The sequence below is a fragment of the Asticcacaulis aquaticus genome, assembly GCF_028550415.1.
Classification (GTDB): domain Bacteria; phylum Pseudomonadota; class Alphaproteobacteria; order Caulobacterales; family Caulobacteraceae; genus Asticcacaulis; species Asticcacaulis aquaticus.
Genome location: NZ_JAQQKX010000001.1, coordinates 456,167 through 482,158 on the forward strand (window position 1 = coordinate 456,167; position 25,992 = coordinate 482,158).

General features: G+C 60.6%; 27 protein-coding genes. 15 read left to right on the forward strand and 12 right to left on the reverse strand.

The features are described 5' to 3' along the window. The first annotated feature begins 20 nt into the window (after nucleotides 1-20). The 4 genes from PQU92_RS02265 to PQU92_RS02280 all read left to right on the forward strand — a co-directional run bounded on the left by PQU92_RS02265 (nucleotide 21) and on the right by PQU92_RS02280 (nucleotide 4,482). Complete coding sequence (locus PQU92_RS02265; protein WP_272746588.1) at nucleotides 21-707, forward strand: hypothetical protein; 687 nt, start codon at nucleotides 21-23, stop codon at nucleotides 705-707. A 57-nt stretch (nucleotides 708-764) separates the two neighbouring features. Next, nucleotides 765-1,214 (forward strand): hypothetical protein, encoded by a 450-nt coding sequence (locus PQU92_RS02270; protein ID WP_272746589.1) that lies wholly within the window; start codon nucleotides 765-767, stop codon nucleotides 1,212-1,214. 115 nt (nucleotides 1,215-1,329) lie between these two features. Beyond that, nucleotides 1,330-3,720 (forward strand): ribonuclease R, encoded by a 2,391-nt coding sequence (gene rnr / locus PQU92_RS02275; RefSeq protein ID WP_272746590.1) that lies wholly within the window; start codon nucleotides 1,330-1,332, stop codon nucleotides 3,718-3,720. Nucleotides 3,721-3,999: 279 nt separating this feature from the next. Continuing rightward, complete coding sequence (locus tag PQU92_RS02280; protein WP_272746591.1) at nucleotides 4,000-4,482, forward strand: DUF4385 domain-containing protein; 483 nt, start codon at nucleotides 4,000-4,002, stop codon at nucleotides 4,480-4,482. A gap of 49 nt (nucleotides 4,483-4,531) precedes the next feature. Here PQU92_RS02280 and PQU92_RS02285 read toward each other — a convergent pair whose 3' ends face one another. Together PQU92_RS02285 and PQU92_RS02290 are read right to left on the reverse strand one after the other, a co-directional pair. After that, nucleotides 4,532-5,089, reverse strand: a complete 558-nt coding sequence (locus tag PQU92_RS02285; RefSeq protein ID WP_272746592.1) for a DUF1579 domain-containing protein — start codon at nucleotides 5,087-5,089, stop codon at nucleotides 4,532-4,534. Between the two features lie 67 nt (nucleotides 5,090-5,156). Next, on the reverse strand, nucleotides 5,157-5,930 hold the full coding sequence (locus PQU92_RS02290; RefSeq protein ID WP_272746593.1) for a helix-turn-helix transcriptional regulator: 774 nt from the start codon (nucleotides 5,928-5,930) through the stop codon (nucleotides 5,157-5,159). A gap of 212 nt (nucleotides 5,931-6,142) precedes the next feature. Between PQU92_RS02290 and rpmG the strand changes: the two genes are divergently transcribed. Both rpmG and PQU92_RS02300 read left to right on the forward strand, forming a co-directional pair. Further along, on the forward strand, nucleotides 6,143-6,310 hold the full coding sequence (gene rpmG / locus PQU92_RS02295) for a 50S ribosomal protein L33 (RefSeq protein WP_004620056.1): 168 nt from the start codon (nucleotides 6,143-6,145) through the stop codon (nucleotides 6,308-6,310). Between the two features lie 167 nt (nucleotides 6,311-6,477). Continuing rightward, nucleotides 6,478-7,023 (forward strand): hypothetical protein, encoded by a 546-nt coding sequence (locus tag PQU92_RS02300; protein ID WP_272746594.1) that lies wholly within the window; start codon nucleotides 6,478-6,480, stop codon nucleotides 7,021-7,023. 37 nt (nucleotides 7,024-7,060) lie between these two features. On the opposite strand, the gene PQU92_RS02305 is transcribed toward PQU92_RS02300, so the two are convergent. Both PQU92_RS02305 and PQU92_RS02310 read right to left on the reverse strand, forming a co-directional pair. Continuing rightward, on the reverse strand, nucleotides 7,061-8,425 hold the full coding sequence (locus PQU92_RS02305; protein ID WP_272746595.1) for a PleD family two-component system response regulator: 1,365 nt from the start codon (nucleotides 8,423-8,425) through the stop codon (nucleotides 7,061-7,063). A 19-nt stretch (nucleotides 8,426-8,444) separates the two neighbouring features. Next, nucleotides 8,445-8,813 carry a response regulator gene (locus PQU92_RS02310; RefSeq protein WP_023462763.1) on the reverse strand — a complete coding sequence of 123 codons (369 nt, stop codon included), beginning with the start codon at nucleotides 8,811-8,813 and terminating at the stop codon, nucleotides 8,445-8,447. A 242-nt stretch (nucleotides 8,814-9,055) separates the two neighbouring features. Between PQU92_RS02310 and PQU92_RS02315 the strand changes: the two genes are divergently transcribed. The 3 genes from PQU92_RS02315 to PQU92_RS02325 all read left to right on the forward strand — a co-directional run bounded on the left by PQU92_RS02315 (nucleotide 9,056) and on the right by PQU92_RS02325 (nucleotide 11,712). Beyond that, a complete protein-coding gene (locus PQU92_RS02315; protein ID WP_023462762.1) occupies nucleotides 9,056-9,517 on the forward strand; it encodes a RidA family protein in 462 nt (153 codons plus the stop codon). A gap of 250 nt (nucleotides 9,518-9,767) precedes the next feature. Beyond that, complete coding sequence (locus PQU92_RS02320; RefSeq protein WP_272746596.1) at nucleotides 9,768-10,907, forward strand: GNAT family N-acetyltransferase; 1,140 nt, start codon at nucleotides 9,768-9,770, stop codon at nucleotides 10,905-10,907. A gap of 457 nt (nucleotides 10,908-11,364) precedes the next feature. Continuing rightward, nucleotides 11,365-11,712, forward strand: coding sequence for an Mpo1-like protein (locus PQU92_RS02325; RefSeq protein ID WP_272746597.1), 348 nt, complete (start codon nucleotides 11,365-11,367; stop codon nucleotides 11,710-11,712). Here PQU92_RS02325 and PQU92_RS02330 read toward each other — a convergent pair. From PQU92_RS02330 to crcB, 4 genes are all read right to left on the reverse strand, one after another. Beyond that, complete coding sequence (locus PQU92_RS02330; RefSeq protein ID WP_272746598.1) at nucleotides 11,678-12,424, reverse strand: ATP12 family chaperone protein; 747 nt, start codon at nucleotides 12,422-12,424, stop codon at nucleotides 11,678-11,680. The two genes, PQU92_RS02325 and PQU92_RS02330, sit on opposite strands and share 35 nt — an antisense overlap. A 143-nt stretch (nucleotides 12,425-12,567) precedes the next feature. Beyond that, nucleotides 12,568-13,236: an HAD-IA family hydrolase gene (locus tag PQU92_RS02335; protein WP_272746599.1), complete on the reverse strand. Its 669-nt coding sequence runs from the start codon at nucleotides 13,234-13,236 to the stop codon at nucleotides 12,568-12,570. Next, nucleotides 13,233-14,240, reverse strand: a complete 1,008-nt coding sequence (locus tag PQU92_RS02340; protein WP_272746600.1) for an RluA family pseudouridine synthase — start codon at nucleotides 14,238-14,240, stop codon at nucleotides 13,233-13,235. Before PQU92_RS02340 ends, PQU92_RS02335 begins: the two co-directional genes overlap by 4 nt. A gap of 9 nt (nucleotides 14,241-14,249) precedes the next feature. Further along, the gene (gene crcB / locus PQU92_RS02345; RefSeq protein ID WP_272746601.1) at nucleotides 14,250-14,618 is read right to left on the reverse strand and encodes a fluoride efflux transporter CrcB; all 369 of its coding nucleotides are present in this window, start codon (nucleotides 14,616-14,618) and stop codon (nucleotides 14,250-14,252) included. Nucleotides 14,619-14,689: 71 nt separating this feature from the next. On the opposite strand from crcB, the gene PQU92_RS02350 reads away from it, so the two are divergent. The 5 genes from PQU92_RS02350 (at nucleotide 14,690) to PQU92_RS02370 (ending at nucleotide 19,256) form a co-directional block, all read left to right on the forward strand. Continuing rightward, nucleotides 14,690-15,121, forward strand: coding sequence for an HIT family protein (locus PQU92_RS02350; protein ID WP_272746602.1), 432 nt, complete (start codon nucleotides 14,690-14,692; stop codon nucleotides 15,119-15,121). A gap of 179 nt (nucleotides 15,122-15,300) precedes the next feature. Continuing rightward, nucleotides 15,301-15,927: a histidine phosphatase family protein gene (locus PQU92_RS02355; RefSeq protein ID WP_272746603.1), complete on the forward strand. Its 627-nt coding sequence runs from the start codon at nucleotides 15,301-15,303 to the stop codon at nucleotides 15,925-15,927. Between the two features lie 173 nt (nucleotides 15,928-16,100). Further along, the gene (locus tag PQU92_RS02360; RefSeq protein WP_272746604.1) at nucleotides 16,101-18,227 is read left to right on the forward strand and encodes a putative bifunctional diguanylate cyclase/phosphodiesterase; all 2,127 of its coding nucleotides are present in this window, start codon (nucleotides 16,101-16,103) and stop codon (nucleotides 18,225-18,227) included. A 58-nt stretch (nucleotides 18,228-18,285) separates the two neighbouring features. Beyond that, a complete protein-coding gene (locus tag PQU92_RS02365; RefSeq protein ID WP_272746605.1) occupies nucleotides 18,286-18,966 on the forward strand; it encodes a hypothetical protein in 681 nt (226 codons plus the stop codon). Between the two features lie 101 nt (nucleotides 18,967-19,067). Then, nucleotides 19,068-19,256: a Thivi_2564 family membrane protein gene (locus tag PQU92_RS02370; RefSeq protein WP_272746606.1), complete on the forward strand. Its 189-nt coding sequence runs from the start codon at nucleotides 19,068-19,070 to the stop codon at nucleotides 19,254-19,256. Between the two features lie 74 nt (nucleotides 19,257-19,330). Here PQU92_RS02370 and PQU92_RS02375 read toward each other — a convergent pair whose 3' ends face one another. The 4 genes from PQU92_RS02375 to PQU92_RS02390 all read right to left on the reverse strand — a co-directional run bounded on the left by PQU92_RS02375 (nucleotide 19,331) and on the right by PQU92_RS02390 (nucleotide 24,071). Beyond that, nucleotides 19,331-20,320 carry an LLM class flavin-dependent oxidoreductase gene (locus PQU92_RS02375; protein WP_272746607.1) on the reverse strand — a complete coding sequence of 330 codons (990 nt, stop codon included), beginning with the start codon at nucleotides 20,318-20,320 and terminating at the stop codon, nucleotides 19,331-19,333. Nucleotides 20,321-20,500: 180 nt separating this feature from the next. Then, nucleotides 20,501-22,807: an ATP-dependent Clp protease ATP-binding subunit ClpA gene (gene clpA / locus PQU92_RS02380; RefSeq protein WP_272746608.1), complete on the reverse strand. Its 2,307-nt coding sequence runs from the start codon at nucleotides 22,805-22,807 to the stop codon at nucleotides 20,501-20,503. Nucleotides 22,808-22,895: 88 nt separating this feature from the next. Next, complete coding sequence (clpS, locus tag PQU92_RS02385; protein ID WP_272746734.1) at nucleotides 22,896-23,213, reverse strand: ATP-dependent Clp protease adapter ClpS; 318 nt, start codon at nucleotides 23,211-23,213, stop codon at nucleotides 22,896-22,898. Nucleotides 23,214-23,636: 423 nt separating this feature from the next. Then, nucleotides 23,637-24,071, reverse strand: a complete 435-nt coding sequence (locus tag PQU92_RS02390) for a phasin family protein (protein ID WP_272746609.1) — start codon at nucleotides 24,069-24,071, stop codon at nucleotides 23,637-23,639. A gap of 431 nt (nucleotides 24,072-24,502) precedes the next feature. Between PQU92_RS02390 and PQU92_RS02395 the strand changes: the two genes are divergently transcribed. Further along, nucleotides 24,503-25,888 (forward strand): D-alanyl-D-alanine carboxypeptidase, encoded by a 1,386-nt coding sequence (locus PQU92_RS02395; protein WP_272746610.1) that lies wholly within the window; start codon nucleotides 24,503-24,505, stop codon nucleotides 25,886-25,888. The last annotated feature ends 104 nt before the right edge of the window (nucleotides 25,889-25,992 follow it).

Sequence of the window (25,992 nt, forward strand, 5' to 3'; positions counted from 1 at the left end):
GGCTATTTATAGGTTCATGCGTGATACTGGCGCTGGCATTGGCGGCGTTTGGGTATGCGCGCACCTTACCTCATATGACGGACAGAACGGCTTTTGAGGCCGGTGCGGCAGCCATTGAGGCGCAGTCATCGCCACAAGACTACGAGGCGTATGATCGGCTTTATGAGACCTATGCAACGCCCCGAAATCAAATCAAACGTATTAGCCTGACACTCGCCGCTGTAGCCGCAGGGGCCATACTTTTGTTTCACCGAGGCCTCAACGGCCTGATATCACCCGCGAACAAATGGCTGATAATACCGGTCGGACTGATTGCCTCCGGTTTGACGGCCTGGGGTGCTATTCAGGATGTCGAAGAATTGTACGGTATGGCCATCATACCTTTTTGGAGCGGTGCCGATGCGGCAACCGCCCGAGGGGTCGTCTTCGGAATATTTCCCATGACGCTGTTGCTGGTTGGTTTGAACGCAGTGTTTCTCATCGGACAAAAATTTAATTTTCGGACACGACTCATTCCGATCAATCTTCGAAAAGCCAACCTGTTCATTTTAGGCGAACTCATTATTACAGCAGGTATGACCCTGTATGCCGCTTGGTATTTGAACTATTGCTCTTTGCTCAGCGCACCTTTGTGGTTCTATTTTTACGGTTCGATTCTCGCTATTCGCGCGCAAGCGCATGGCTCTGCAGACCGCAGAGTCGCATAGATATAAACAAGCGGCCCACTTATCCCCTCCCCTGAAACCTGCGCTCATGATAGGCGCATGTCTGAGATCAATCGCACAAAGGAACAGTTCAGCCCCGAAGAACGCCGGGCGCGGTTGCGCGCCTTCGCCGATCGGATGCTGGCCTGTGCGGAAAAACTGCCCGATCCGGAAACCTTGCCCGAGATTGAACGTGCCGTCCGCGTCGGTAACCGCATCGAGCGGCTCTATGCCCGCGCCGATGCATCTGAGGCCGCGGCGGCCAAATCGAAGCTTGAGGTCCATCAACACACCGCGGCCCTGCAAAGCGCCAAGGCCGACATCGTGCGTCAGGCGGAACACACCGCGCTTTGCCAGCGTCGGGAACGCATGCGCGACGACGAGATGCTGCGCAACGAGCCAAAACTGGCGCGCAGGCTGATCGAACAACGCACCGGCCGACCGCTGGAGGATTATCTGGCGATGAGGCAGGCTGAGGCGGAAGTTTCGGCTACCGAAGATGGGCCTTGATCTTTTCCCCTCACCCCAACCGCCACCGGGCGCCCGGCTCTCCCCATAGGGGCGAGGGGGTATAGGCCGCAACTAATCGTGGCCCCGTCGTCGTAAACGCTTTACACTGCGATTCATGACACGCACGCCCAAGCTGCCCCGTACCCCCCGCGCCAATGGTTCCTTTCAGGGCCTTCCCGACGATGACACCCTGCTGGAGGTGCTGCGCACCGCCCGCGAACTGGATGTCAGCGATCTGGCCAAGCAATTCGGCCTCAAGGGCGACGAACGCCGCGCCCTGCGGCAAAAGCTGAAACTGCTGAGCGAATCGGGCAAGCTGAACAAGAGCGGGCGCAAGACGTTCGGCGCGGTCGGCACCTTGCCCGAAACCGGCGTCGCCGAGGTCGTGGAACGCGACGTCGACGGCGATCTGTGGGTCAAGTGGGGAAAAGCCGACGATCCCAAGCTGAAGCACAAGCCGCCGCTGGCCCGCCTCGCGCCGCTGAAACGCACCGTCGCCCAGACGCCGCCGACGGTGGGCGACCGAATCTATGTGCGCTTCGAATATGTTAATGACGAATGGATCGCCCATCTGGTCAAGGTCCTCGATCAGGGCGCGGCCAAGCTGGTCGGCGTCGTGCGCATCTCGAAAAAGGGCAAGTCAGGCCGCGAAATCCGTCTGGAAAGCGTCGATCGCAAGGCGAAGGACAGCTATACGCTGGTCGCCGGGTCCATCGACTCGCTCGAAGATGGCGACGTGGTCATCGCCGCGCCGCAAGGTGGCACGCACCGCTTCGGGCCGAAACCCGCGCGCCTGGTCGAGGTCATCGGTAAGGAAGACAGCCCACGCATCGCCTCGATCATGGCCATCCACGCCCACGGCCTGAAGGTCGGGTTCGCGTCTTCGACCGAGGACGAAGCGAAGAACGCCGTCGCGCCAGACCTGAAAGGCCGCAAGGATCTGCGCGACCTGCCGCTGATCACCATCGACCCGTCCGACGCCAAGGACCACGACGACGCCGTATACGCCCATGCCGACGAAGACGAGGCCAATCCCGGCGGCCACGTCGTCTGGGTCGCCATCGCCGACGTCGCCCACTATGTGAAGTCGAACTCGTCGCTCGACCGCGACGCGCGCGACAAGGGCAATTCGACCTATTTCCCCGACCGCGTCGAGCCGATGCTGCCGCACGTCCTGTCGTCGGGACTGTGCTCGCTTCAGGAAGGCGAGAACCGCGCCACGCTTGCCGTGCGCATGGTCTTCGATGCCGATGGCAAGAAGATCAGCCACAGTTTCGTGCGCGGCCTGATGCGTTCGGCGGCCAAGCTCAGCTACGAGCAGGCGCAGGCGGCCATCGACGGCACGCCGGACGAACAGACCCAGCCCATCCTTGAGACCCTGCTCAAGCCCTTGTGGGCGGCGCACGCTTGCCTGACGCGTGGCCGCAATGCCCGTCAGCCGCTACAGATCACCTCGGTCGAGCGCAAGGTACAACTCGATAAGGACGGCAATGTCGTCGCCATCACACCGCGCGTCTCGTTGGAGGCGCACAAGCTGATCGAAGAGATGATGATTCAGGCCAATGTCTCCGCCGCCGAGACGCTGGAAAAGCATAAGACGCCGCTGATCTACCGCGTCCACGAACAACCGAGCCTCGAAAAGGTCGGTAATCTGGCCGACTTCCTGTCGACGATTGGCCTCCCGTGGAACAAGGGCGAACCGCCGCGCACCGAACGCTTCAACCAGCTTCTGAACAAGGAAAAGGACGGCCCGCACTTCGACATCATCAACGAAGTCGTCCTGCGCACCCAGATGCAGGCTCATTACAGCGCCGAAAACTTCGGCCACTTCGGGCTCAATCTCGACCGCTATGCGCACTTCACCTCGCCGATCCGCCGCTATGCCGACCTGATCGTGCACCGGGCGCTGATCCGGGCACTGAAGCTGGGCGACGACGGCCTGACCGACTACGAGGTCAAGACCATGGCCGACACCGCCGAGCACATCACGGCGACCGAGCGCCGCTCGATGCAGGCCGAACGCGAGGCCATCGAGCGCTATGTGGCCTCGTTCCTTGAGAACAAGGTCGGCGCGACCTTCGAGGGCCGCATCGTCGGCGTCACGCGCTTTGGGATGTTCGTCAAGCTGACCGAAACCGGCGCCGACGGCATCATCCCGGCGTCGTCCTTGCGTGACGATTACTATATCCACGACGACACGGCCCATGCGCTGGTCGGCGAACGGACAGGCAAGCGCTGGCCACTGGGGCGGCTGATCGAGGTCGAGCTGCTGGAGGCCATGCCGATGACCGGCGGGCTGGTCTTCAAGGCGATCTCCGAGGCCTCGCCGCCCGATCCCAATGCCCCGCGCGTCAGGCTGGGTGTCCGGTCGCGTGTCGACTCCAGCCGCGGCGGCAAGCCCGTACCCCGCAACGGGCCGGGGGGCGGCTCGCGCAAACCCGGCGAAAAGCCGCGTCAAAAGGGCGTGACGGAGAAATCGAAGACTAAAAAGGGCAAGCGGAGATAACCCTCACCTCATACTCCCCCGGCGTGCCGGGGGAGGTGGCAGCAAGCGCAGCGACGCTGACGGTGGGGGGCTCGCGTAGAATCCGCGCCCGAACCTGATCGCTCACCTATGCGCTGCCACGACAGCGCAGGCCCCCACCACCACATCTCACTTGCTTCGCAAGTTCGTGCGGTCCCCCTCCCCAGTAAACTGGGGAGGTATGAGAAACTCTCCACCCTTTGCGAACTCACGGCTCGCTTCTCATCGCATCCTTATCCGCGTGCGGCGACAATCGTTCGCATGAGCGAACACCCGTCCTATCTGAACTTCGACAAGGCAAGCTATGCGTGGCGACCCGATGTCGACTACTGCGCCCACCCCGAAGCCTATCGCGTTGGGCGCGGCGAGCAAGGCGTGCTGATCGTCGAGCCCTACAAGAGCCAGATGACGCCGCACTGGCGCTTCAAGACGCCGGAGATCGCCCGCGAAAGCGCCGAGCGCCTCACTGCCATGTTTCTAGCCTATCTGGACGCGGAGGACTTTGTCGGTGCCGATATGGCGCGCAAGTTCCTGCAAATGGGTTTCACGCGCGCCCGCCGCTACGCCAATTACAAGGGCGGACGCAAGTACGATAAAGACCGCAACCATGCGCCGCTTGAGCGCGGCACCGGCGACCCGCAGAAGGCCGAGAGCGCGCGCATCTTCTACGACGCCTGGCGCGAAGCCGAGGCCCACCCCGACTATGCGCGGCTCAAGGCCGAGTGGAAGCAAAACTATGGTTAAGCGCATCCCTAAAAGTGTGCCGCGGTTTTAGGACCAGATGCGCGTCAAACTAAGGTTTGATCGTCCCGGCCACCGGCCAGTCGGAGTCACCGACACGCTTGAGGTTCAGTTCGATAAACTTACGCCCCGGCTGGCCTTCGGCTATATACTCGCCGGTCTCGACCCAGGTGCCGTCCTTGATCACAATCAGGTAGCGTATTTTCGCTTTCGGCCCCGCCGCCATTTCCCAGACGAAGCCTTCGGGGGTGACCTCGAAGCTGTGCGTGCCGGCAAACCCGCCGCTATAGGCCCGGAACTCGTATTTCTGCGTCATCGCATTGTAGGAGACGACACCCAGCGCATTGAAGGCCACCGCGCCGCCGTCTTCGTAGCCCTTGCCCTCGACCACCAGCACGTCACCGTCCAGCATGAAGCCCACGCGTTCGGTCTGGATGATGTCATAGGCCTTGCCCGCGCGATCGGTGCCCTTGGCGCGGCCCTTCCATACCCCGGTCATGGGCGACAGCTTGCTCATCTCCGGCTTGGCGGCAGGCGCCTTGGGCGTTTCCGCCATGACGACCATCGGTGCGAGGCTTAGTATCAGGGTAAGGGCAACGGTTTTCAACATGGCGATCTCCTTTGAACGGCCGACCATAACACCGTTCCAGATCGCCCGATTGAACAAATCGGACAGGTTAAATATTGCCGACGTCGATATGACGGATCTGTTCCAGATATTGTTTCAGCATCTCCGGCGACAGGCCGAATACGGCCTTGAGTTCGCGCGTAAAATGCGGCTGGTCGGCATAGCCGTGATCCGCCGACACGGCGGCCTTGGCCTGGGCGTGCAGGACCAGATCGATACAGGCCCGCCGCACGCGCCTCAGTCGTGAAAATAGCTTTGGACTAAGCCCCGCCTCTCTGACGAACCGGCGACGCAGGTGCCGCTCGCTGACCCCCAGATCGTGGACCGGCAAGGCCCCCTCCCCGTCCGCCGCGATCAGTCGCCGGGCCAGTTCGCAGACGGCTTCATCACGCGGCCCGGCGCTATCCAGCCACGGCTGTGCGGCCTGCTCGAAGCAGTCGGCAAAGTCCGTCAGATCGGTGGCCCCGACACAGGCCTGCATGGCGGCCGCCCAGTCCGGCGACACCACGGCCAGCGGCAGGACGCGCTCCGCCAAAGCCGCGGCCTCAAGCCCGGTCAGGGCGCGAAACGCCCCGGCATGAAACCGCGCCCCGAAATAGCGCACGCCCTGATGGACCTCGGTGCGAATCGCCTGAGCCGACGGTCCGACCCAGTTGAAAAAGGCCTGCCCCGTCGGGATGACGATAACCGCCAGACTGATCGTGCCGTCGGGGACTATGACGTGTTCGAACGCCGGTGGATCGTGATCGTCCACAGAAAAGCGCCAGAATCGCTCGATATAGGGCGCATATTCCAGCGACGGCGGGCGTTCTTCGTATCGCATTCGCGGCAAATGTCCTTTATAGAGGCGGCAACAGGTCCAGTCTGGCCGGAAACGGCGCGAAAGCCAATCTTTCGTGCCGATAATGTATGAAATCTACATTCCGCCATTGACTTCCGGACGCAGATGCGTATTTTCCGCGCCTCTGAAAGATTTGTGCGGCGCTGGGTGTCTCCTCAATCGTCCGCTGACCAACCGTTTGAGGGTTTTAAACCATGGCAAAGCCAGCCTCCATCAAGATCCGCCTGAACTCGACGGCGGACACCGGCTTCTTCTACGTCACCAAGAAGAACGCCCGCACCAAGACCGAAAAGATGGTCCTGAAGAAGTACGATCCGGTTGTGCGTAAGCACGTCGAATTCCGCGAAGGCAAGATCAAGTAAGCCAAAAGCTTATTTGGCGTCTCGCATTATGAGATTTAAAAAACCGCGTCCGGTTCGCCGGGCGCGGTTTTTCTATGCCCGCCGGAACCCCTTACGGTATTTGTAAGCTGACGCCGCACACCCCCCCCATTAATGGATATCGTCGTTCTTAATTCTGCGGGGATACCATGTCAAAGCCACATCATCTGACCATCTATACAACCGCCCTGTGCATCCTTATCGCCGCGGCCCCGCTTCATGCCGCCGAATTCGGCGACGAAAGCGCCCGTGTCTGGACCGAGCGCAACCTGTCACTTTTCAATGCCGCTACCCAGAACGTCCCCACATCGGACGACCTGGACGCCAGTGAGGCCGCAGGCAACGCCTATTTCGGCGCTCTGAAAACAGCCTGCAGCGGCATCAGCGGCGAGCATATCCGCTATGGCGGCAAGAACATGCCGGTCTGGGCTCAGACCGCCCAGCAGCGTTTCTGCCTGGGGGCCGACAATCTGCGACGCGCCTACAGTTCCGGTAAAAAGGACAAGAAATACTGCGGCGACCTCAAGAGCGCCATTAGCTATGCCCAAAAAGCCGATGCGGCGAAAAATCCACCGGCCATCATGGCTTCGTCGCAGAAGCTGATTGAAGCTTCAGAAGCGCTGATGAACAGCCGGATCACGCTGGTGAAAAAGTCTATCCTCGGGGACAGCAAAATCGTGTTCAGCTGCTCATAACCCGGGGTGGCCTGATCGGCACCTCATGCCCCCCCGATCAGGCCGCTCTCAGCACGACCTTGTTGCGGCCGGCGCGCTTGGCCTCATAGACCGCTTCGTCGGCGCGTTTGAGCATGGCCTCGATCGAGTCGCCCAGTCCCGTCAGGGTGGCGACGCCGACGCTGACGGTGACGTCCAAAGTCCGCCCGTCGGCCAGCGCAAACGGCGCAGCCGCGACCTGCGACCTGACGCGTTCGGCGATAATCCGGGCACTGTCGGAATCGGTGTCCGGCATGATGACCACGAACTCTTCGCCCCCCATGCGGCAGGGCATGTCGATGGCGCGGACATTGATCCCCAGACGACCGGCGAACTCCCTCAGCACCTCGTCCCCGGCATCATGACCGAAGCTGTCATTGACGCGCTTGAAATGGTCGATATCGAGCAGCAGGACCGACACCTCCTCGTCCGTCTTTAGGTGCCGACGCATCAGTTGCGCCAGTTGCATATCCATATAGCGGCGGTTGTTCAGGCCGGTCAGCGGATCGGTCACCGCCAGCTCCAGCGACTTGTCGAGACTGGTGCGCAGGAAATCGGCATAGCGCTTGCGGCGGATCTGGGTCCGCGCCCGCGCGATCAGTTCCAGCGAATCGACGGGCTTCGGCAGCACGTCGTTGACACCCAGCTCCAGCGCCTTGAGCAGGACCGGACGGTCGTCGGCATTGAAAATCCCAAGCACCGGGGTCTGGCGCGTCGCCTCGCTGGAACGCAGTTGTGCGACGAAACGCAGGGCGTCGAAGGCTCGCACGGTCAGGTTCAGCACCAGAAGATCGACACGTCCCGCGGCGATTTTCAGCGCCGCCTGCGGATCGGTCTCGTAGGCACACCGGTGCGTAGCACCCAGGGCGTGCATCAGGCGTTCGGCCTGACGCGGATTGTCGTCGATGATCAGGACATTGCCGGTGGCGGTGATCTGACGCTGAAGTTGCGCCGCGTCGAACAGGCCCATGCGGCGCGACGAGGCCTCGCGCTGACGCAGTTCGTCGAACATCTGCTTGAGGCGGACCAGCGCCTTCAGCCGCGCGAACAGGATGACATCGTCCACCGGCTTGGTCAGGAAGTCGTCGGCCCCGGCCTCAAGGCCCGACAGGCGGTCTTCGCGGCCGTCGAGCGCCGTGATCAGGATGATGGGGATATGACGGGTCGCCGGGTGTTCTTTAAGCTGCCGCGTGACTTCGTAACCGTCCAGCTCCGGCATCATGACGTCGAGCAGGATCAGGTCGGGCGGATCATTGACGGCGATATCCAGCGCCTCGTGCCCCGAATGGGCGACGACCACTTCGTAATAGTCGGCCTCAAGCTTGGCCTGCAACAGGCGGACATTGGCCGGGATATCGTCGACGACCAGAATCTTGGCGCTCATGTGATCCCCCTTGCCAAACCTACGCTAAATAACGTCGGACGGTTTCGAGGAAATGCGACACCGAGATCGGCTTCGAGATATAGGCCTCGCAACCACCTTCGCGGATACGTTCCTCATCGCCCTTCATGGCAAAGGCCGTCACCGCTATAACCGGGATATGCGACAGTTCATCGTCCTCTTTCAGCCACTTGGTGACTTCAAGGCCGGAAATTTCGGGCAACTGAATATCCATGAGGATCAGGTCCGGGCGATGCTTGCGCGCCAGCGCCAGCGCGGAGAGCCCTTCCCCGGTCTGCAGCGTGTCATAGCCCTGCGCGTCCAGCAGGTCATGAAACAGCTTCATGTTCAATTCGTTGTCCTCGACGATGAGGACCTTCTTTGCGGTCATTACAAGCGTATCCAATGCGGTCGCGCCTTACAGGAAGTTGCCCGGCGGCCCGCGATTCGAGGCTCTGTCGGACGGTATGGCCATTGACCTTAGCGGAACTGTCTTAAGCCGAGGTGAAAAGGAAGAAAACAAAAGGTAAAGGCGGCAAGTTTTCCACCTCCTCATATGGTGACGCACACTTCGTTTGAAAGCGGGGGCTTTTTGGTTATAAGCGCCTATCGTTCAATTCAAGGAACCCTGACATGTCGAAAACCGAAGCCCGTCTGGCCGAACTGGGCATCACCCTGCCCGTGCCGACCGCCCCCGTCGCCAACTACGTGCCCTTCGTGCGCAGCGGCAACACGGTCCATATTTCGGGTCAGTTGTCGAACGACGGCTCGGGCCGCTTCAAGGGCACGGTCGGCGTCGATGTCAGCCCCGAAGAGGCGACCGAAGCGGCGCGCGTCTGCGGCATCAATCTGCTGGCGCAGATGAAGGCCGCGGCCGGTGGCGATCTCGACAATGTCGTGCGCGTGGTGAAACTGGGGGCTTTTGTGCAGGCCGGTCCGGACTTCTACGCCATCCCTCAGGTCGTCAACGGCTGCTCGGACCTGATGGTCGAGGTGCTGGGCGACGCCGGTCGCCACGCCCGCTCGGCGGTCGGCATCTACAAGATCCCGCTCGGTTTCGCGGTCGAAATCGACGCCGTGATCGAAGTGGCTTAAGGCTTAAATCCTTCCCCGTTTACAGGGCCAAAACACCTAAAATCCTTCCCCGTTTACGGGGAAGGTGGCTGCGAGGGACGAGCAGACGGAAGGGGGAGGATGTTTCCACGCCCCACATCTGAGTTCGTTGTATCTGAAGCTTTCCCCCTTCCGACGCTCAAATGCTTTCGCATTTGTTCGCCAACTTCCCCGTAAACGGGGAAGGATGTAATTACTTGCGAACACGTCAGGGCAAATCTATCTATAGGATATGTCCCTGCCCGCCCTGACCGTCGCCCTGCACCGCTCGATCTCGGAGATCGATGCTACCGTATGGGATGGGTTAAAAGACGACGACAATCCTTTCAATTCGCACGCCTTTCTTGAAACGCTCGAACAGACCGATTGCGTCGGCGAAGCGTCGGGCTGGCTGCCGCACCACCTCAGTCTGAGCGACGAAACCGGCGCGATCCGGGGCGTCATGCCGCTGTATCTCAAGCTGCATTCGATGGGCGAATACGTCTTCGACCACAGCTGGGCCCAGGCCTATGAACGCGCGGGCGGGCGGTATTATCCCAAACTCCTGTCCGCCGCGCCGTTTACGCCTGTCACCGGCGCACGGCTGCTGTCGCCCGATCCGGATATTCGCCGCGCGCTTATTCGCGCCGCCGTGGACCTCACCGACAATAATGGCCTGTCGTCGCTGCACATCAACTTCCCCACCGACACCGAATGGGAAGAGATGGGCGAAGCCGGTCTGCTGCTGCGTCAGGATCAGCAATTCTGGTGGGACAATAATAATTACAACAGCTTCGACGATTTCCTCGGCGCGCTATCGGCCAACCGGCGCAAAGTCATCCGTCGCGAACGTCGCGACGTGCAGGCCGCCCTTGACCTGCGCGTCATCACCGGCGACGATATTACCGAAACGCACCTCGATCAGCTGCACGCCTTCATCGAGAATACCTATGACCGCAAGTGGGGCGCGCCCTATCTGACGCGCGACTTCTTCTCACTTATTACCGAACGGATGCGTGAGCGTATCATACTGGTCTTTGCCTATGACGGCGATGAGGCCGTGGCGGGAGCCATCAACTATGTCGGCGGCGATACGCTTTACGGGCGCCAGTGGGGCGCGACCGTCGAGGTGCCGTTCCTGCATTTCGAGGTCTGCTATTATCAGGCCATCGACTACGCCATCGCCCACGGGCTGAAACGCGTCGAAGCGGGTACGCAGGGCGAGCACAAGATTTCGCGCGGCTACCTGCCCCACTCGGTCTATTCGGCGCATCATATCCGCGACGAAGCCCTGCGCGCCCCGGTCGCGCGTTATCTGCTGCAGGAGCGCATGGCGGTTATGGAACAGATGCAGAGGCTGGAAGCCGAGGGCTCCCCCTTCAAAAAGGCATGAAAAAAGCCGCCGGGATGAACCGGCGGCGTTTTTGGGTACGCTGTTTCGCTAATTAAGCGACCGGCAGACGGTGCGCAAAGGCCCAGGTCTTGAGGGCGCGTGCAACAGCTTTGGTCAGGGTTTTCATCGTTTTACTCTTTTCAGTTTACAGTGAGATCGTTAGTTCGACGCCGAAAACGGCGCAAAACCGAAGGCCAGCAAGGCCGCCATGAATTTTTCGATCATCTTTTCCATTGTCATATCTCCACACACAAAGGGTTTTCAAAGGTCGGACGCGAGTGCCGGATTGATCGGTTCGGCGCTTCAACTTTAAGCCTTTCGGCATCTGACAACGCTGTCATAGCAAATTTTGCACCTGCGAGAAAGCCCCTTGCCGGTCACATTTGATATTATTTATTGTAACGCTTCGTGTGGAAGGCGAGTTCGTGGTATTCATCTTTCCAAAAGGAATATGAGGATGGAACGCTACACGACCTATGCCGCCTTTTTCGATTTCTACCTGAGCGAACACGACAAACCGGCGACCCGCGCCCTGCACTACCTCGGCTCTACGTTCGGGATTACCGCCCTGATACTGACGGTCGCGCAACGGCAGCCCCTGTGGTTGCTGGCAGGCCTTGGGACCGGTTACGGCTGTGCGTGGGCGGCGCATTTCTTCGTCGAGAAGAACCGCCCGGCGACCTTCACCTATCCCCTGTGGTCGTTTATCGGCGACTATCACATGTTCGGTCTGTGGCTGAGTGGGCGCCTGCCTGAACGCCTGAAAAGGTTCAGATCAACGCCCGGAACCACGCCTCAAGGCTGATCGCCTGCGCTTTCATATGGGCCGCCCGCTGAACGGCCTCGGCGTCATCGCCCCAGGTTTCCATCTGGAAGGCCTCACCGATGCGCGAGGCGTCAAAGGCCGCCTCGCCCGACAAGCGCCCCTTCCACAGGGCCAGGGCCAGAGCCACCGACCCCAACAGAGGGATGGCCACTAGCAAACCGGCACGTGTGTAGATATCGACCTCGCGAATCAATGATTGAACGCCATTGATGGTCGCTACCGGTTGCGCCTGGTGCATCAGGCTCTTTTGCTGAACGAATTCAATACCTAACTCGGCCTTGCTCCAGTCTATGATCGGTTGCCACGCCGCCGTTTCCCGCTCGATCAAGGCCTGAGGATAGTCCGCCGGATAGCAAACCAGATCGGTCTCGGAAAAGCGCGCCGCCTCGGCCAGAGCCGCGTCGAGGCCGCTTTCCATATGATCCATCGCCGCAAAACCAAGCCGCGTCAGAGGCATCGACGTGAAGTCGACATAGTCCTCGACCGTCTCCCACTCGCGCCCGACCAAGGCCGCCAGCGCGAAATTCGGCAGGACCAGTATCTGCCCCAAAGGCGTTTTGACGGGACGGCCATCGAGGTTGACGCCATAGCCGCCGGACGTGGCGGCGATCTCGACAGACGTCCAGAAGCGCTTGGGCTTATGACCGACCTGATCGGTACGTTTGGACGGGGCTTCGGCTTTGTAGGTCATGAAAATATCTCGTAGCAATCCCTTCGCCCCTACGGGGAGAGGGTGGCGCGTTAGCGCCAGGTGAGGGGGAGTAACAGCCACCGAAGCAGCCCCCTCACCCCAACCCTCTCCCCCAAAAAATCAAAAATGGGGCGAGAGGGGGTTTATGCCAATACCGGCACGAACGCTTCAAGCGACCGTTCCAGTGCCTTGAAATCGTGCACGATTTCATGGGCTCCGGCGTCCTGCAATTCTTCGACTGTATGAAAGCCCCACGACACACCGATGGCATGGACCTGAGCGGTGCGCGCCATGCGGATATCGTGCGTGGCGTCGCCGATCATCACCGCCTGATGCGTGCCCACACCCAAGGCGCTCAGATTGCACTGAAGCATATGCGGATGCGGTTTCGACGGGCCGTCGTCGGCGCAGAAGGTCACGTCGAAAATGTCCTTCCAGCCGTGGCGATCCACGATCCGCGTCACGCCGCGGCGCGAATTGCCCGTCGCCATGCCGATCAGCCAGTTGTCGTTCTTCAGTCGCACCAGCGTTTCGTGCGCCCCGGCATAGAGCGCCTCGGTGAAGTCCGGATCGGCATGAAAGGTGAGGAACGCATTCTGAAACTCGCGCGTATAGGCCGCCACGGTTTCCGGATCCAGTTCCGGTCGCATGGCCTGCAAGGCCTCGAACAACGACAGGCCGACGATCGAGCGCACCTCATCATAGGTCGGTGGATCAATATTGATCGCCTTGGCCCCTTCCACCGCCGCACGGTGGATCGAGGCGCGGCTGTCGACCAGCGTCCCGTCGACATCGAATACCGCCAGCCTCATCGGCGCGACGCCCGCGTCGCCTTGCGGAACGGTTCCGCCGAGGCCTCATGCTCATCGAAGCCGTAGCGATCGAACCCGGCCTGAATGACCGGATCGAGCGGCGCTTCGACGATCAGGGTACCGTTGTTCGGATGCGGAATTTCGATCCGGCGATGGTGCAGCTGAAGCCCCAAACCCTCTGACAAGGCTATGGATTTCTCGTCCTTGTACTTGGGATCGCCCAAAATGCAGTGCCCGATGGCCTGCATGTGGGCCCGAAGCTGGTGCGTGCGGCCCGTATGCGGACGCAGCGCCATCCACGCCAGCCGGTGGGCGGCGCGCGAAATGGTCACATATTCGGTCTCGGCCGCCTCGGCGCCCGGCTCTTTCGGATCGGCTGGCTGGACGATTTCGCGGTCGTGGAAGCCCTTCTTGACCAGCGGCACGTCGATGACGCCCTCCTTGGGGTCCGGCGTCCCGGCGACCAGCGCCCAGTAGGTCTTGTAGGCCTTGCGTTTGGCGAAGGCCCCGGCCAGACGCGCGGCCGCCGACGGCGATTTGCCGAGCAGCAGCACACCCGAGGTATCGCGGTCGAGGCGGTGAACCAGACGCGGGCGCTCCAGCCCCTCGCCCCACGCCGACAACAGACGGTCGATATGGTTCTTGGTCTTGGTTCCGCCCTGCACCGCCAGGCCCGACGGCTTGTTGATGGCGATCACGTCCTCGTCTTCGTAGAGGACCAGCGACTTGGCGTAGCGGACCTCCTGCGGCGACAGTTCGGCACGCTCGCGCTTTTGCTGATCCTCAGTCGGCGCGTCGGGCAGCGGCGGCACACGCACGGTCTGACCGGCGACCAGTCGCGTATCGGCCTTGGCGCGCGACCCGTCGACGCGCACTTGCCCCGAGCGCAGCAGCTTGTTGAGTTGCACGTGGTTGATATGCGGCCAGCGACGCTTGAAGAAGCGATCGACGCGGACGCCGTCTTCGCCTTCGGCGACGTAGAGGGTTTTGACTTCCTTACTCATTTTACCTTCTTATCCGGTCACTTTCCGGACGATATACAAACCGATCATGACGGCGAAAATAGCGGCGACCGCCGAGCCTGCGGCATAGACGGTTGCGGTGCCGTAGTCGCGGCGCTCCAGCATCTGCACGACCTCAAGCGAATAGCTCGAAAAGGTGGTGAAGCCGCCCAGCACGCCAACACCCAGCAGCAGACGGAGCTTCTCGTCTCCGCCCCTCGACCACAGCCACCCCATCAACAGCCCCATCAGGAGCCCGCCAACCAGATTGGCGGCGAAGGTGTGCCACGGCCACGGCTGCGTCGGCAAAACGCGCGACAGGCCGTAGCGGAGGCCTGAGCCCGCCGCACCGCCGATCATGACCAGCAAAAGATTGAACATCGCCGCTCTTTACCTGTATTGGCTGTATAATTAAAGCGATAAGATTGAATAGACAGAATCGGAGACCGGTCATGAGCCTTATCGGTGAGTACGACAGCAAGAATATCTTTGCGAAAATCCTCAGCGGCGACATTCCCTGCGCCAAGGTCTATGAGGACGCGCGCGTCCTCAGCTTCATGGACGCCTTCCCGCAATCGAAGGGCCATACGCTGGTTATCCCCAAGGTCAAGGCGCGCAACCTGTTCGACATCCCGTCCGAGCATCTGCAAAACCTGATCCATCAGACCCAGCGCATCGCCCGCGCCGTCAACACATCGCTGGAGCCCGACGGCATCCGTATCGCGCAGTTCAACGGCGAACCGGCAGGCCAGACCGTGTTCCACCTGCACTTTCATATCATCCCCTGCTGGGACGCCGGTAAGCTGAAAGGCCATGCCTCGGGCGAAATGGCGGCGATGAGCGATCTGCTGGAAACGGCGGCACGGATCAAAGCGGCCTTATAATCCCTCTCCCTGAGGGAGAGGGTGGTGCAAAGCACCGGGTGAGGGGGAAATGTGTCCGAACCCTCGCATACTTTTTGATAAGAACTAATTTGACCATACCGGCACAACCGAGCGCGTTTTTGCCATTTCCCCCTCACCCCACCCCTCTCCCTCAGGGAGAGGGGGTATTGTAGGCTCCCATGTTCTACGTTCTTCGCCACGGCCAAACCGACTGGAACGCCCAGATGCGGCTTCAGGGCTCGACCGACATACCACTCAATGAGACGGGCCGCGATCAGGCGCGCATGGCCGCGTTTTTCCTCGCCGATCAGGGGATCACCCAGATTTTGGCCAGTCCCCTCGTCCGCGCCCATGAGACCGCCACCATCGTCGCCGAGACCCTGAACGTGCCGGTCGTCACCGACGCGCGCCTCACCGAACGGCATTTCGGCCTGTTCGAAGGCCTGACTATCGACGAGGTCGAAACCCAGCGCCGCGACATGCTGGCCCACATGAATCCTGACCTCGATATCGATGGCAAGCACTATCCGCACAATGCCGAGCGCCTGCCCGTGGTCATCGACCGCGTCAAGGCCGCCATCGAGGATCACTGTGGTTCCGGCGAGACCTGCCTGTTCGTCTGCCACGGCATCCCGTTCCGCGCCATCGCCCGGATTTACTTAGGCGAGATGTATTCCAGTCCCAATGCCTGCCCGGTGCGCTACGAAAAGACCGGCGAGGTGTGGACCATGACCGGCCTCGATCCGGACAATCAACCCCTGCACGGCGCCTTTTTCAAAGGCCCCACAACCATGGGGCGCATATAAAATAGGCACTCATTTCCCCGTTCCTCCGCCCACGGAACAAAGTATTATTTGAGTATAAAATCAGCTGCATTAAGCGTGGATTCAGGAAAATCATCTATAAAACCCAATAGAGACGTGTAAAATACGCCTAAGTTGAGTTTTGTGAAGTTTTTATGACAAACTGGACCGCCGTTATGCAGAATGTATCCACAATTTCGGATATTGCGGATCGCATAGACCCCGTTTTACCGTCCTTCACCAACTCGCAACTTTACGATCTGTTCCGCGACCAGCCCGAACTTATGGTAGTAGCCGTCGTCAATGCGCAGGGCGGCGTCCTTGGCCTGATGGAACGCCACGACTTCAATCTCAAAATGGCCGCCGAATACGGACGCGCCCTGTTCGGCGCCAAGTCGGTCACCACCATGATGGATGCCTCCGCCCTGACAGTGGACGTCGCCACACCGCTGCGCGACTTTACTCAGGCCAGCCTGGCCGACCGTCCGTCGGAGCTGATGCGCGGCTTTATCGTCACCCGCGACGGGCGCTATGAAGGCGTCGGCACCACCTTGTCGATCATGAAGGCGATCAGTCAGGACCTTCAGGACACCCTGACCCAGCAGCGCGACATGATGGCCGACCTGATCCGTGTCAGTGCCGAGTCCCAGCGGCACCAGACCTTCCTCAACACGATCATTCAGACCATCCCGGCCATGGTGCTGGTCAAGGGCGCTCACGATTCCAAAATCCGCCTGATCAACCCCGCCGGCGAAACCATGCTGGGCGTCACCAGCGCCGAGGTGATTGGCAAGACCAGCCACGACATCTTCGCCCCGGATCAGGCGGCGCAGTTCGCCCGCTCGGACCGCCGTGCGCTCGACAGCGCCGAGGCCGTGATGATCGAGGAAGAGGCTATCTATAACGGGTGCGGCGAGCGCGTCGTCCAGCTCAAGAAAACCGTCCTGCGCACCCCCGAAGGCGAGGCCGACGCCATATTGACGCTGGGGATCGACCTGACCGAACAGAAACACGCTCAGGCCCAGATCGCGCAACTGGCGCACTTCGATCCCCTGACCGGACTGGCCAACCGCGCACTTTATGCGACCGAAATCGACAAGGCCCTGGCCCGCGTTCAGCGACAAGGCCACAGAATCGCCCTGCTCTGCCTCGATCTCGATCGCTTCAAGGCCGTCAACGATTCCTACGGCCACCTGACCGGCGACGCGCTTCTGTGTCAGGTCACCGAACGCCTCAAGCTGTGTCTGCGCAAGGGCGATTTCATGGCCCGCATGGGCGGTGACGAATTCGCCATCATCCAGAATATCGACCGCCCCGAAGACGCCCAGTACCTCGCCGAACGGCTGATCGATGCCGTGAAAGACCCGTTCGTGGTCAGGGATGCGCGCCTCGATATCGGCCTCAGCGTTGGTATCGCGCTCGCGCCCGATGACGGCGCCGATGCCCATAACCTGCTGTCGCGCGCCGACATGGCGCTCTACCGCGTCAAGGGCGACGGTCGCAACGGCTGGTGCTATTATCGCGCCGAGATGGACGAACAGCTACAGGCCCGCGTCGAGATGGAGCGCGACCTCAAAATCGCCCTCGCCGAGGGCCAGTTCCAGCTCTATTTTCAGCCCCTGCTCAATCTCGACAGCGGCGACATCGTCTCCTTCGAGGCCTTGCTGCGCTGGCATCATCCGGTCACCGGTATGGTCTCGCCCGCCGTGTTCATCCCGCTGGCCGAAGACTGTGGCCTGATCGGCGCGCTTGGCGAATGGGTGCTGCGTGAGGCCTGTCGTCAGGCGGCGGCATGGCCGCAGCCGTGGCGCATCGCCGTCAATATCTCGCCGCTGCAATTCCGCCACGGCTCGCTGCCCGGTCTGGTACGCAAGACGCTGAAGGCCACCGGCCTCGACGCGCGGCGGCTGGAGCTTGAAATCACCGAAAGCGTGCTGCTGGCCGATGAGACCCACAATCTGAAAGTCCTCAACCAGATCAAAGGCATGGGTGTACGTATCGCCATGGACGACTTCGGCACCGGCTATTCGTCCCTGTCCTATCTGCGCACCTTCCCCTTCGATAAAATAAAGATCGATCAGTCCTTCGTCCGCGACCTGCCGCACGACCGCAACGCTACCTCGATCATCCGCGCCATCACCGAAATGGCCCGCTCGCTGGGCGTCGAAATCACCGCCGAAGGCGTCGAAACCCCCGCGCAACTCGACGCACTCCGGGCCATGAACTGCCGCGAGGCGCAGGGCTACCTCATCGGTCGCCCCGCCCCCGGTATCGAGGCCTATGCCCCGCGAAAATGCGCGTAATTCAACTTGACGAGGCATTTTGAAGCGAGATAACTAAGGATAATTGGGGGAGGCGATAATGATTGAATTACTGACGGCGGCCTATGTCATTACGGGAATCGAGGAACGGCCGGTCGAACTGACCGGACCGGCAGGGCCGACGACCTATACAGCCATTATCAGCAAATTCATGGCGATTGATGGCGTCACCGTACGCCTTGAGACCGCTTTGGATAAATGTCGCGACCTCACCTTTACGTCAACTGGCTACACCCTTCTGCCGCGTACCGTCGAGCCGCAGCAGCCCGACCTGCGAGGCGTCCTGGTCGCACGCCCGCCCATGGCTGCCGAATGGCCAGTTGCCGCCATCGAACATATTCAGGCCGCCGGTTGCGGCAAGACCTATACCCTCAATTTCGTTACCTGGCGTCAGGCGAACGATCCATTTGTAACGGTAGCTCTGGCAGTCCCGGGCAACACCCTGACCCAGCGCGACCTGCAATCGCGCGCCGAGATGACCGCTGTCAATCTGGTCCAGAAATCCCGCCGCGAAGGCAAGGCCATACCGGACTGCAATATGGTCACTCTGGCCTATGACAGCCGGGTCGTGTCCGCCCCCAGCGCCCAGACCGGCCAGTGGAGCGAAATCTGGTCGACCTATTATTGTAACGCCCGACAGGAAGTTGAACTCATCTTCGCGCCGACCGATACAACCGTCGAAGTCAGCGGACGCATCCTTAGCCACACCGTGAAGCCTTAAACACGCCTTCTTTATTTTCTGGATCGCGAGCGACATTTAAAACCCCCGACCGACAGGCGACATTAGTTCCATATTCTGAGTAATCTCAAAAGGAACCCGTCATGCCTCTTCTGTCACTTGTCGCCATCCTCATCGTCGTCGGTGTCCTGCTCTGGCTGGTCAACACCTACATCCCGATGGACCCCAAGATCAAAAACATCCTCAACGCCGTCGTCGTCATCGCCGTCGTCATCTGGCTGCTTCAGGTCTTCGGCGTGCTGGGCTCGCTTTCCGGTATCCGCGTCGGGTAAGGGCTAGCCCTTACAATCCTAACTTGGAACAGAATGAAAGGCCGGTGTTTCACCGGCCTTTTTTATTGCGCGTCTCAAACCTTCCGCATCAAGGGCGATTGCGCAAAGATATCCACCGACTTCAGACGCGCGGTAATATCGTGGATCGGCATCGATACGATCAGTTCATCGGCCTCGGTCGCCGCCAGAAAAGTCTCCAGCTTGCGGTTGATCGTCTCCGGCGACCCCACCACGGCGTATTGCAGCATATGATCGACCATCTGCCGCTCTTCCGGGGCCAGTTGCAGCCCATGCTGAGGTTTCGGGAACGGCTTGCGGTCATTGCGCCGCAGATTGGCGAAAGACTGCTCCATCGACGAATAGAGGAACCTCGCTTCCTCGTCGGTGTCCGCCGCTACCCCCATGATCCCAACCATCACGCGTGGTTCCGGATTGCGCTCTGTTGGCCGGTACTGCGTCCGATAAATCCGCAAGGCCTGGTGCAGCATATCGGGCGCAAAGTGCGACGCGAAGGCATAGGGCAGACCCATCTGCGCCGCCAGTTGCGCGCCATAGGCGCTCGACCCCAGCACCCAGATCGGCACCTGACACCCCGCCCCCGGCACGGCAATGATCCGCGCATCGCCTGCGTGATCGTCCATAAGCTGTTGAAGTTCCGCGACATCGTAGGGGAAACTGTCGACGCCGCTTTCCATGTTCCGCCGCAGCGCCCGCGCGGTCTTCATGTCGGTTCCCGGCGCGCGGCCCAACCCCAGATCGACGCGTCCCGGGAACAGCGCCTCCAGTGTCCCGAACTGCTCGGCGATCACCAGCGGCGAATGGTTCGGCAACATGATACCGCCAGACCCGATGCGGATTTTCGACGTATGATGCCCGACATGCGCGATGACAATCGAGGTCGCCGCCGAAGCGATCCCCGGCATGCCGTGGTGTTCCGCCAGCCAATAGCGGCTATATCCCAAGGCCTCGGCCTGTTGCGCCATCAAGGCCGAATTAGCCAGAGCCTCAGACGCGGTGCCGCCCTCGCCGATCTGCGACAGGTCAAGGATGGAGAACGGGATCATGCGGCACCTTTCAAGCTACTCCAGCTTATGTAGGTGATCCGGTTACGATTACGAGGGAAAGCAAAAGAAAAAGACGTGGGGTCGCGGACCCCACACCCCATAATAAAAGAGCCTCCGGCGTCAACCGAAGGCTCCCAGTATAGGGGTGCAGGGGCCTTGCGGCCCCTGCCCTTTCTTCCCTTAGTCCACAGCCTCGGCCTTGGATGCATTCTTATCCTTGGCCGGTGTGATGTCGAAGGCGATCTTGCCCTCGGCCAGCTTGACCAGGATATGACCGCCGCGGACCAGCTTGCCGAACAGGATCTCGTCGGCCAGCGGCTTCTTGATGTTCTCCTGAATGACCCGCGCCAGCGGACGCGCGCCATAGAGTTCGTCGTAGCCGTTTTCGGCCAGCCACTTTTCGGCTTCGGCGGTCAGTTCGATCGAGATGTTGCGGTCGGCCAGTTGCATTTCCAGTTGCAGAATGAACTTCTGGACGACCTGACCGATGACCTCCGGCTTGAGCTGACGGAAGTTGACGATCGCGTCGAGGCGGTTGCGGAATTCCGGCGTGAACAGGCGCTTGATCGCCGCTTCGTCTTCACCGGAGACCTTTTCACGGCCGAAGCCGATCGAGTTCTTCTGGTTGTCCGAAGCGCCCGCATTGGTGGTCATGATGAGGACCACGTTGCGGAAATCGACCTTCTTACCCACCGCATCCGTCAGCACTCCATGATCCATGACCTGCAGCAGGATGTTGTAGATGTCCGAATGCGCCTTTTCGATTTCGTCGAGCAGGACGATGGCATGCGGCTGCTGATCGACGGCGTCGGTCAGAAGACCGCCCTGATCGTGGCCGACATAGCCCGGAGGCGCACCGATCAGGCGCGACACCGTGTGGCGTTCCATATATTCCGACATGTCGAAGCGCAGCAGTTCGATGCCGAGCGTCGAGGCCAGTTGCTTGGCCACTTCGGTCTTACCGACGCCGGTCGGACCGGCGAACAGGTAACAACCGATGGGCTTTTGCGGATCGCGCAGACCGGCCCGCGACAGCTTCATGGCCGAGGACAGTTGCTCGATGGCTTCGTTCTGACCGAAGACGACGCGTTGCAGATCGCTTTGCAGGTCGCGCAGCGATTCGGTGTCCGACTTGGAGACCGACTTCGGCGGGATGCGGGCGATCTTGGCGATAACCGTCTCGATCTCACGCGGGCCGATGACCTTCTTGCGCTTCGATTCCGGCAGGATGACCTGAAGGGCCCCCGCTTCGTCGATGACGTCGATGGCCTTGTCCGGCAGCTTGCGGTCGGTGATGTAGCGCGCCGACAGCTCCACCGCCGTCTTGATGGCGGCGTCGGTATATTTCAGATGGTGGAAGGTCTCATAGTAGGGCTTGAGGCCTTTCAGAATCTTGATCGTGTCGTCAACGGTCGGTTCGGTCACGTCGATCTTCTGGAAGCGACGGACCAGCGCCCGATCCTTCTCGAAGTGCTGACGATATTCCTTATAGGTCGTCGAGCCCATGCAGCGCAGGGCCCCCGACGCCAGAGCGGGCTTGAGCAGATTCGAGGCGTCCATCGCCCCGCCCGAGGTCGCACCCGCACCGATGACGGTGTGGATTTCGTCGATGAACAGGACGGCGTTCGGATGGGCCTCAAGCTCCTTAACGACCTGCTTGACACGCTCTTCGAAGTCGCCGCGGTAGCGGGTACCCGCCAGCAGCGTGCCCATGTCGAGCGAGAAGATGGTCGCCCCGGCCAGCACCTCAGGCACTTCGCCGTCGACGATCTTCTTGGCCAGACCTTCGGCGATGGCCGTCTTACCGACGCCCGGATCGCCGACCAGCAGCGGGTTGTTCTTGGTGCGGCGGCACAGGATCTGGATGGCGCGCTCGACCTCGGCGTGGCGGCCGATCAGGGGATCGACCTTGCCGTGGCGCGACTTTTCGTTCAGGTCCACGCAGTAGGCGGCCAGCGCGTCGTTCGACGCGGCCTTGCCGGATTTTTCCTCGCCGCTGGGGCTGTCTTCGGAGGCCGAACGCACGGGACGCGATTCGGAAGCGCCCGGCTTCTTGGCGATGCCGTGGGCGATATAGTTGACCGCGTCGTAGCGCGTCATTTCCTGCTCCTGCAGGAAGAAGGCGGCGTGGGATTCGCGCTCGCTAAAGATGGCGACCAGCACATTGGCGCCGGTCACTTCGTCACGGCCCGACGACTGCACGTGGATCACGGCGCGCTGAATGACGCGTTGGAACCCGGCGGTGGGCTTGGCTTCTTCGGAATGCGGCACGACCAGCGATTTGAGGTCGGTTTCGATATAGGCGGCAAGGGCGGTGCGGAGCTTGGTCAGATCGACATTGCACGCGGTCATAACGCCGGCGGCATCGGTGTCGTCCACAAGGGCCAGCAGCAGGTGCTCCAAGGTCGCGTATTCATGGTGGTGAGTGTTCGCATGACTCACCGCGCGATGCAGGGTTTCTTCGAGGGCGCTGGAAAACGATGGCATGTCGGCCTCTCCTTAGAGCGAGTAAAGCAGTACAGTTAGTATCGTCTCTCCTTGATGAACCTGGGCTGAAAGGCGGGATCAGAAACCCCTAATCCTTCTCCATAGTGCATTGAAGGGGATGCTGATGCCGCCGGGCCATGTCCACGACCTGCGCGACCTTGGTTTCGGCGACTTCGTAGGTATAAAGACCACAGACGCCGACGCCCGTCTGATGGACGTGCAGCATGATGTGGGTAGCCTCTTCGCGCGACTTGTTGAAAAAACGCTCCAGCACGTACACGACGAATTCCATGGGGGTATAGTCGTCATTAAGTATTAACACGCGATAAAGCGACGGCTTCTGCGGCTTGGGCTTGGCGTCGATGATCGCGAAGGGCGCATTGGCCGGTTTGGACGAATCCTCGATCGGAGGCTTAGGCGCGCGCGCGGCCTTGATCGGCAGGGAAGCTGCCGGGGGAAACGGGCGGGGAAGGTCCGGTGTCGAAATCAACCAACTGTCCTGTATGCGTGCGAACGGTAAGTACGCCACCGGCCGCAAAGACTCATATAGCTTGAACGAACGCTGCGTCGGCCCATGCTTCAACAGTTTCCGTTCCACTTCAAGATAGTACAAACTTTATTCCTGTTAAGAGGCTGCACGTGACATATTTGCGTTATCCTGATCACAGTTTACGCACATGCGTTACAAATCGCCTGAACGAATAAGGGCTTGCCTCTCTAAGCGAAAAATAAAAATCCCCGCCAGCACGCCAGCGGGGATTTCTAATTGGGTATCGCAGACGCGGCGTTCAACACGTCACATCAATGTGATCCTGTCTTTCGGCTAATCTTAGCGGTAGGACTGGAACTTCTCGACGGTCGCGGTGACGCGGGCGTTGATCGGCTTGAAGGTGTCCTTGAACGAGGCCGACAGGGTTTCGGTCAGCGAGTTCAGTTCCGAGACGTAGGCTTCGAGCGATGTCTTGGCGTAGGACGACTGCAGCTCGATCACTTCCTGCACCGACTTGGCGGTCGACAGGCTCTTGGCGGCGGCGACGGCTTCTTCCCAGTTCTTCTTGGTGAAGGCGGCAGCCTGGGCGCCGACCGTTTCTGCGCCCTTGGTGGCAGCGGTCAGCGATTCGACGACGGCTTCGACGTTCGACTTCGACAGGGCGTTGACTTCGTTCAGCGCGCCCAGCGTCTTTTCGACGCCGTCCTTGAACGCCTGGTTCGAGGCAGCGGACACTTTTTCGACGGTGGCCTTGTAGGCTTCGGTATCAACCATGAGATAATCTCCTTGAGGTTCGACGCTTTCAAAACGCCTGAGGGTACGCGGAATTTTCGAGCGCAGGGCCCGCGAAATCCGTTTCGCCGCCCTTTGTTGAGACTATAAATAACGCATATGCAGCATAAGGTCAACAATTTTTGTGCGGCGCACAAAAGCCTAACGAAATCGTGATGGACAATCTTCGCCTCAAAGATGTAAGCGGGCGCATTTTCGACAAATATCCCCCTCACTATAAGCAATTGGTAAGGATTTCGCGGTGTCCTGTTAAGACCGCGTTAAATTACACCTGACAGCGCGAAGCTTTCATGGTGTTATGGTTAAGACCCCTGCGTGGGTTCAGCGGACTCTCTCCCATCCGGTCGCCCGCCGCACCTGCGGCATGTCAGGCCTCCGATTTTGTACAATGCGTAAGAGCGGGAAAAAGTGGAATGCGTAAGACTATGGTTCGGTCACAGGCAGTGGCAGCGTCGCGGGATTTCAGCGCCCTTAAGCTGTGGCTGATAACGGCGCTGGCGATCGTCGCCGCCCTGATCGTTTCGCCCGCCCGTGCGCAGGACCCGGCCGACAGCGCCCGTTATGCCGCCATCGTCGTCGATGCGCAATCCGGCGAAGTCTTCTACGCCATGCGCGCCGACAGCCCCCGCTATCCGGCCTCCCTGACCAAGATCATGACGCTTTATATGGCGTTCGAAGAGATGGCCCAGGGCCGCCTCAGGCCCGACGATCTGATCACTATTTCGCCGCACGCCGCTTCGATGCCACCCACGAATTCGGGCCTCAAGGCCGGCGATACTATCACGGTGGACATGGCCATGCGTCTGATCGCCGCCTACTCCGCCAACGATCTGGCCGCCGCTCTGGCCGAACATATTGGCGGCACCGAGTCGCGCTTCGCCGCCCTGATGACGGTTAAGGCGCAGGAAATCGGCATGACGCGCTCGAACTTCGTCAATGCGTCCGGCCTGCCCGACTCGCGTCAGGTGTCGTCGGCGCGCGATTTCGCCGTGCTGGCGCGCTCGGTCATGCGCGACTTCCCGCAATATTATGAATATTTCCACGTGCGCTCGATCGAGTTCCGCGGCCGGACCTACCCCAACCACAACCCCCTGCTCGCCTATCCCGGCGTCGACGGTATGAAGACCGGCTATATCAACGCCGCCGGCTACAACCTCGTCGCCTCGCAGCGCAAGGGCAATCACCGCCTGATCGCGGTCATGCTCGGCGGTTCGAACAAGGCCCAGCGCCGCGAGCACGTCACCACCCTGATGAACACGGGCTTCACCGTCTTCGCCCGCCGCGACAAGGGCGAGACGATCACCGTCGCCCAAAGCGAATTCCGCAGCGTCATCGCGCCCAAGCCCAAATACGAGGTGCTGGGCGATAATGCGACCCTGATGGCGGCGCTCGATGCGCAGGACGACGAGGACGGCGTGAACGTTCAGCGCCTGAGCCAGAAGACTCCGGCCCCCGGCGTCGTCGCCGCCCTGACCAAGGCCGAGGCCAAGAAGGCCGCCGATGACAAGGCGGCGGCCAAGAAGACCTCGACGACCGCCGCCGCCAAAAAGAAGAAGAAAGACCCTGACGCCATCTGGGCGATTCAGGTCGGCGCCTTCAAGGCGAAATCTCAGGCCGCCGACTGGGCGAAGGACGTCCAGAAGCGCTTTGCCTTGCTCAAGGGTGTCGATACGGACGTGTCGAAGAACGACGCGGGCCGTTACCGCACGCGCTTTGTCGATATGACCAAGGCCGACGCGCAGAAGGCCTGCAAGGCGATCGAGGCCAAGCGTCTGGATTGCATGGTGGTGAAGAGCTAGAGTTATGGGGTTTGGGGCCTATGGCCCCATGAACCTTTACCGATCAATAGAAAACCCCGGCTTCACAAAGCCGGGGTTTTCTATTGAAGATAAGACTTGGGGCC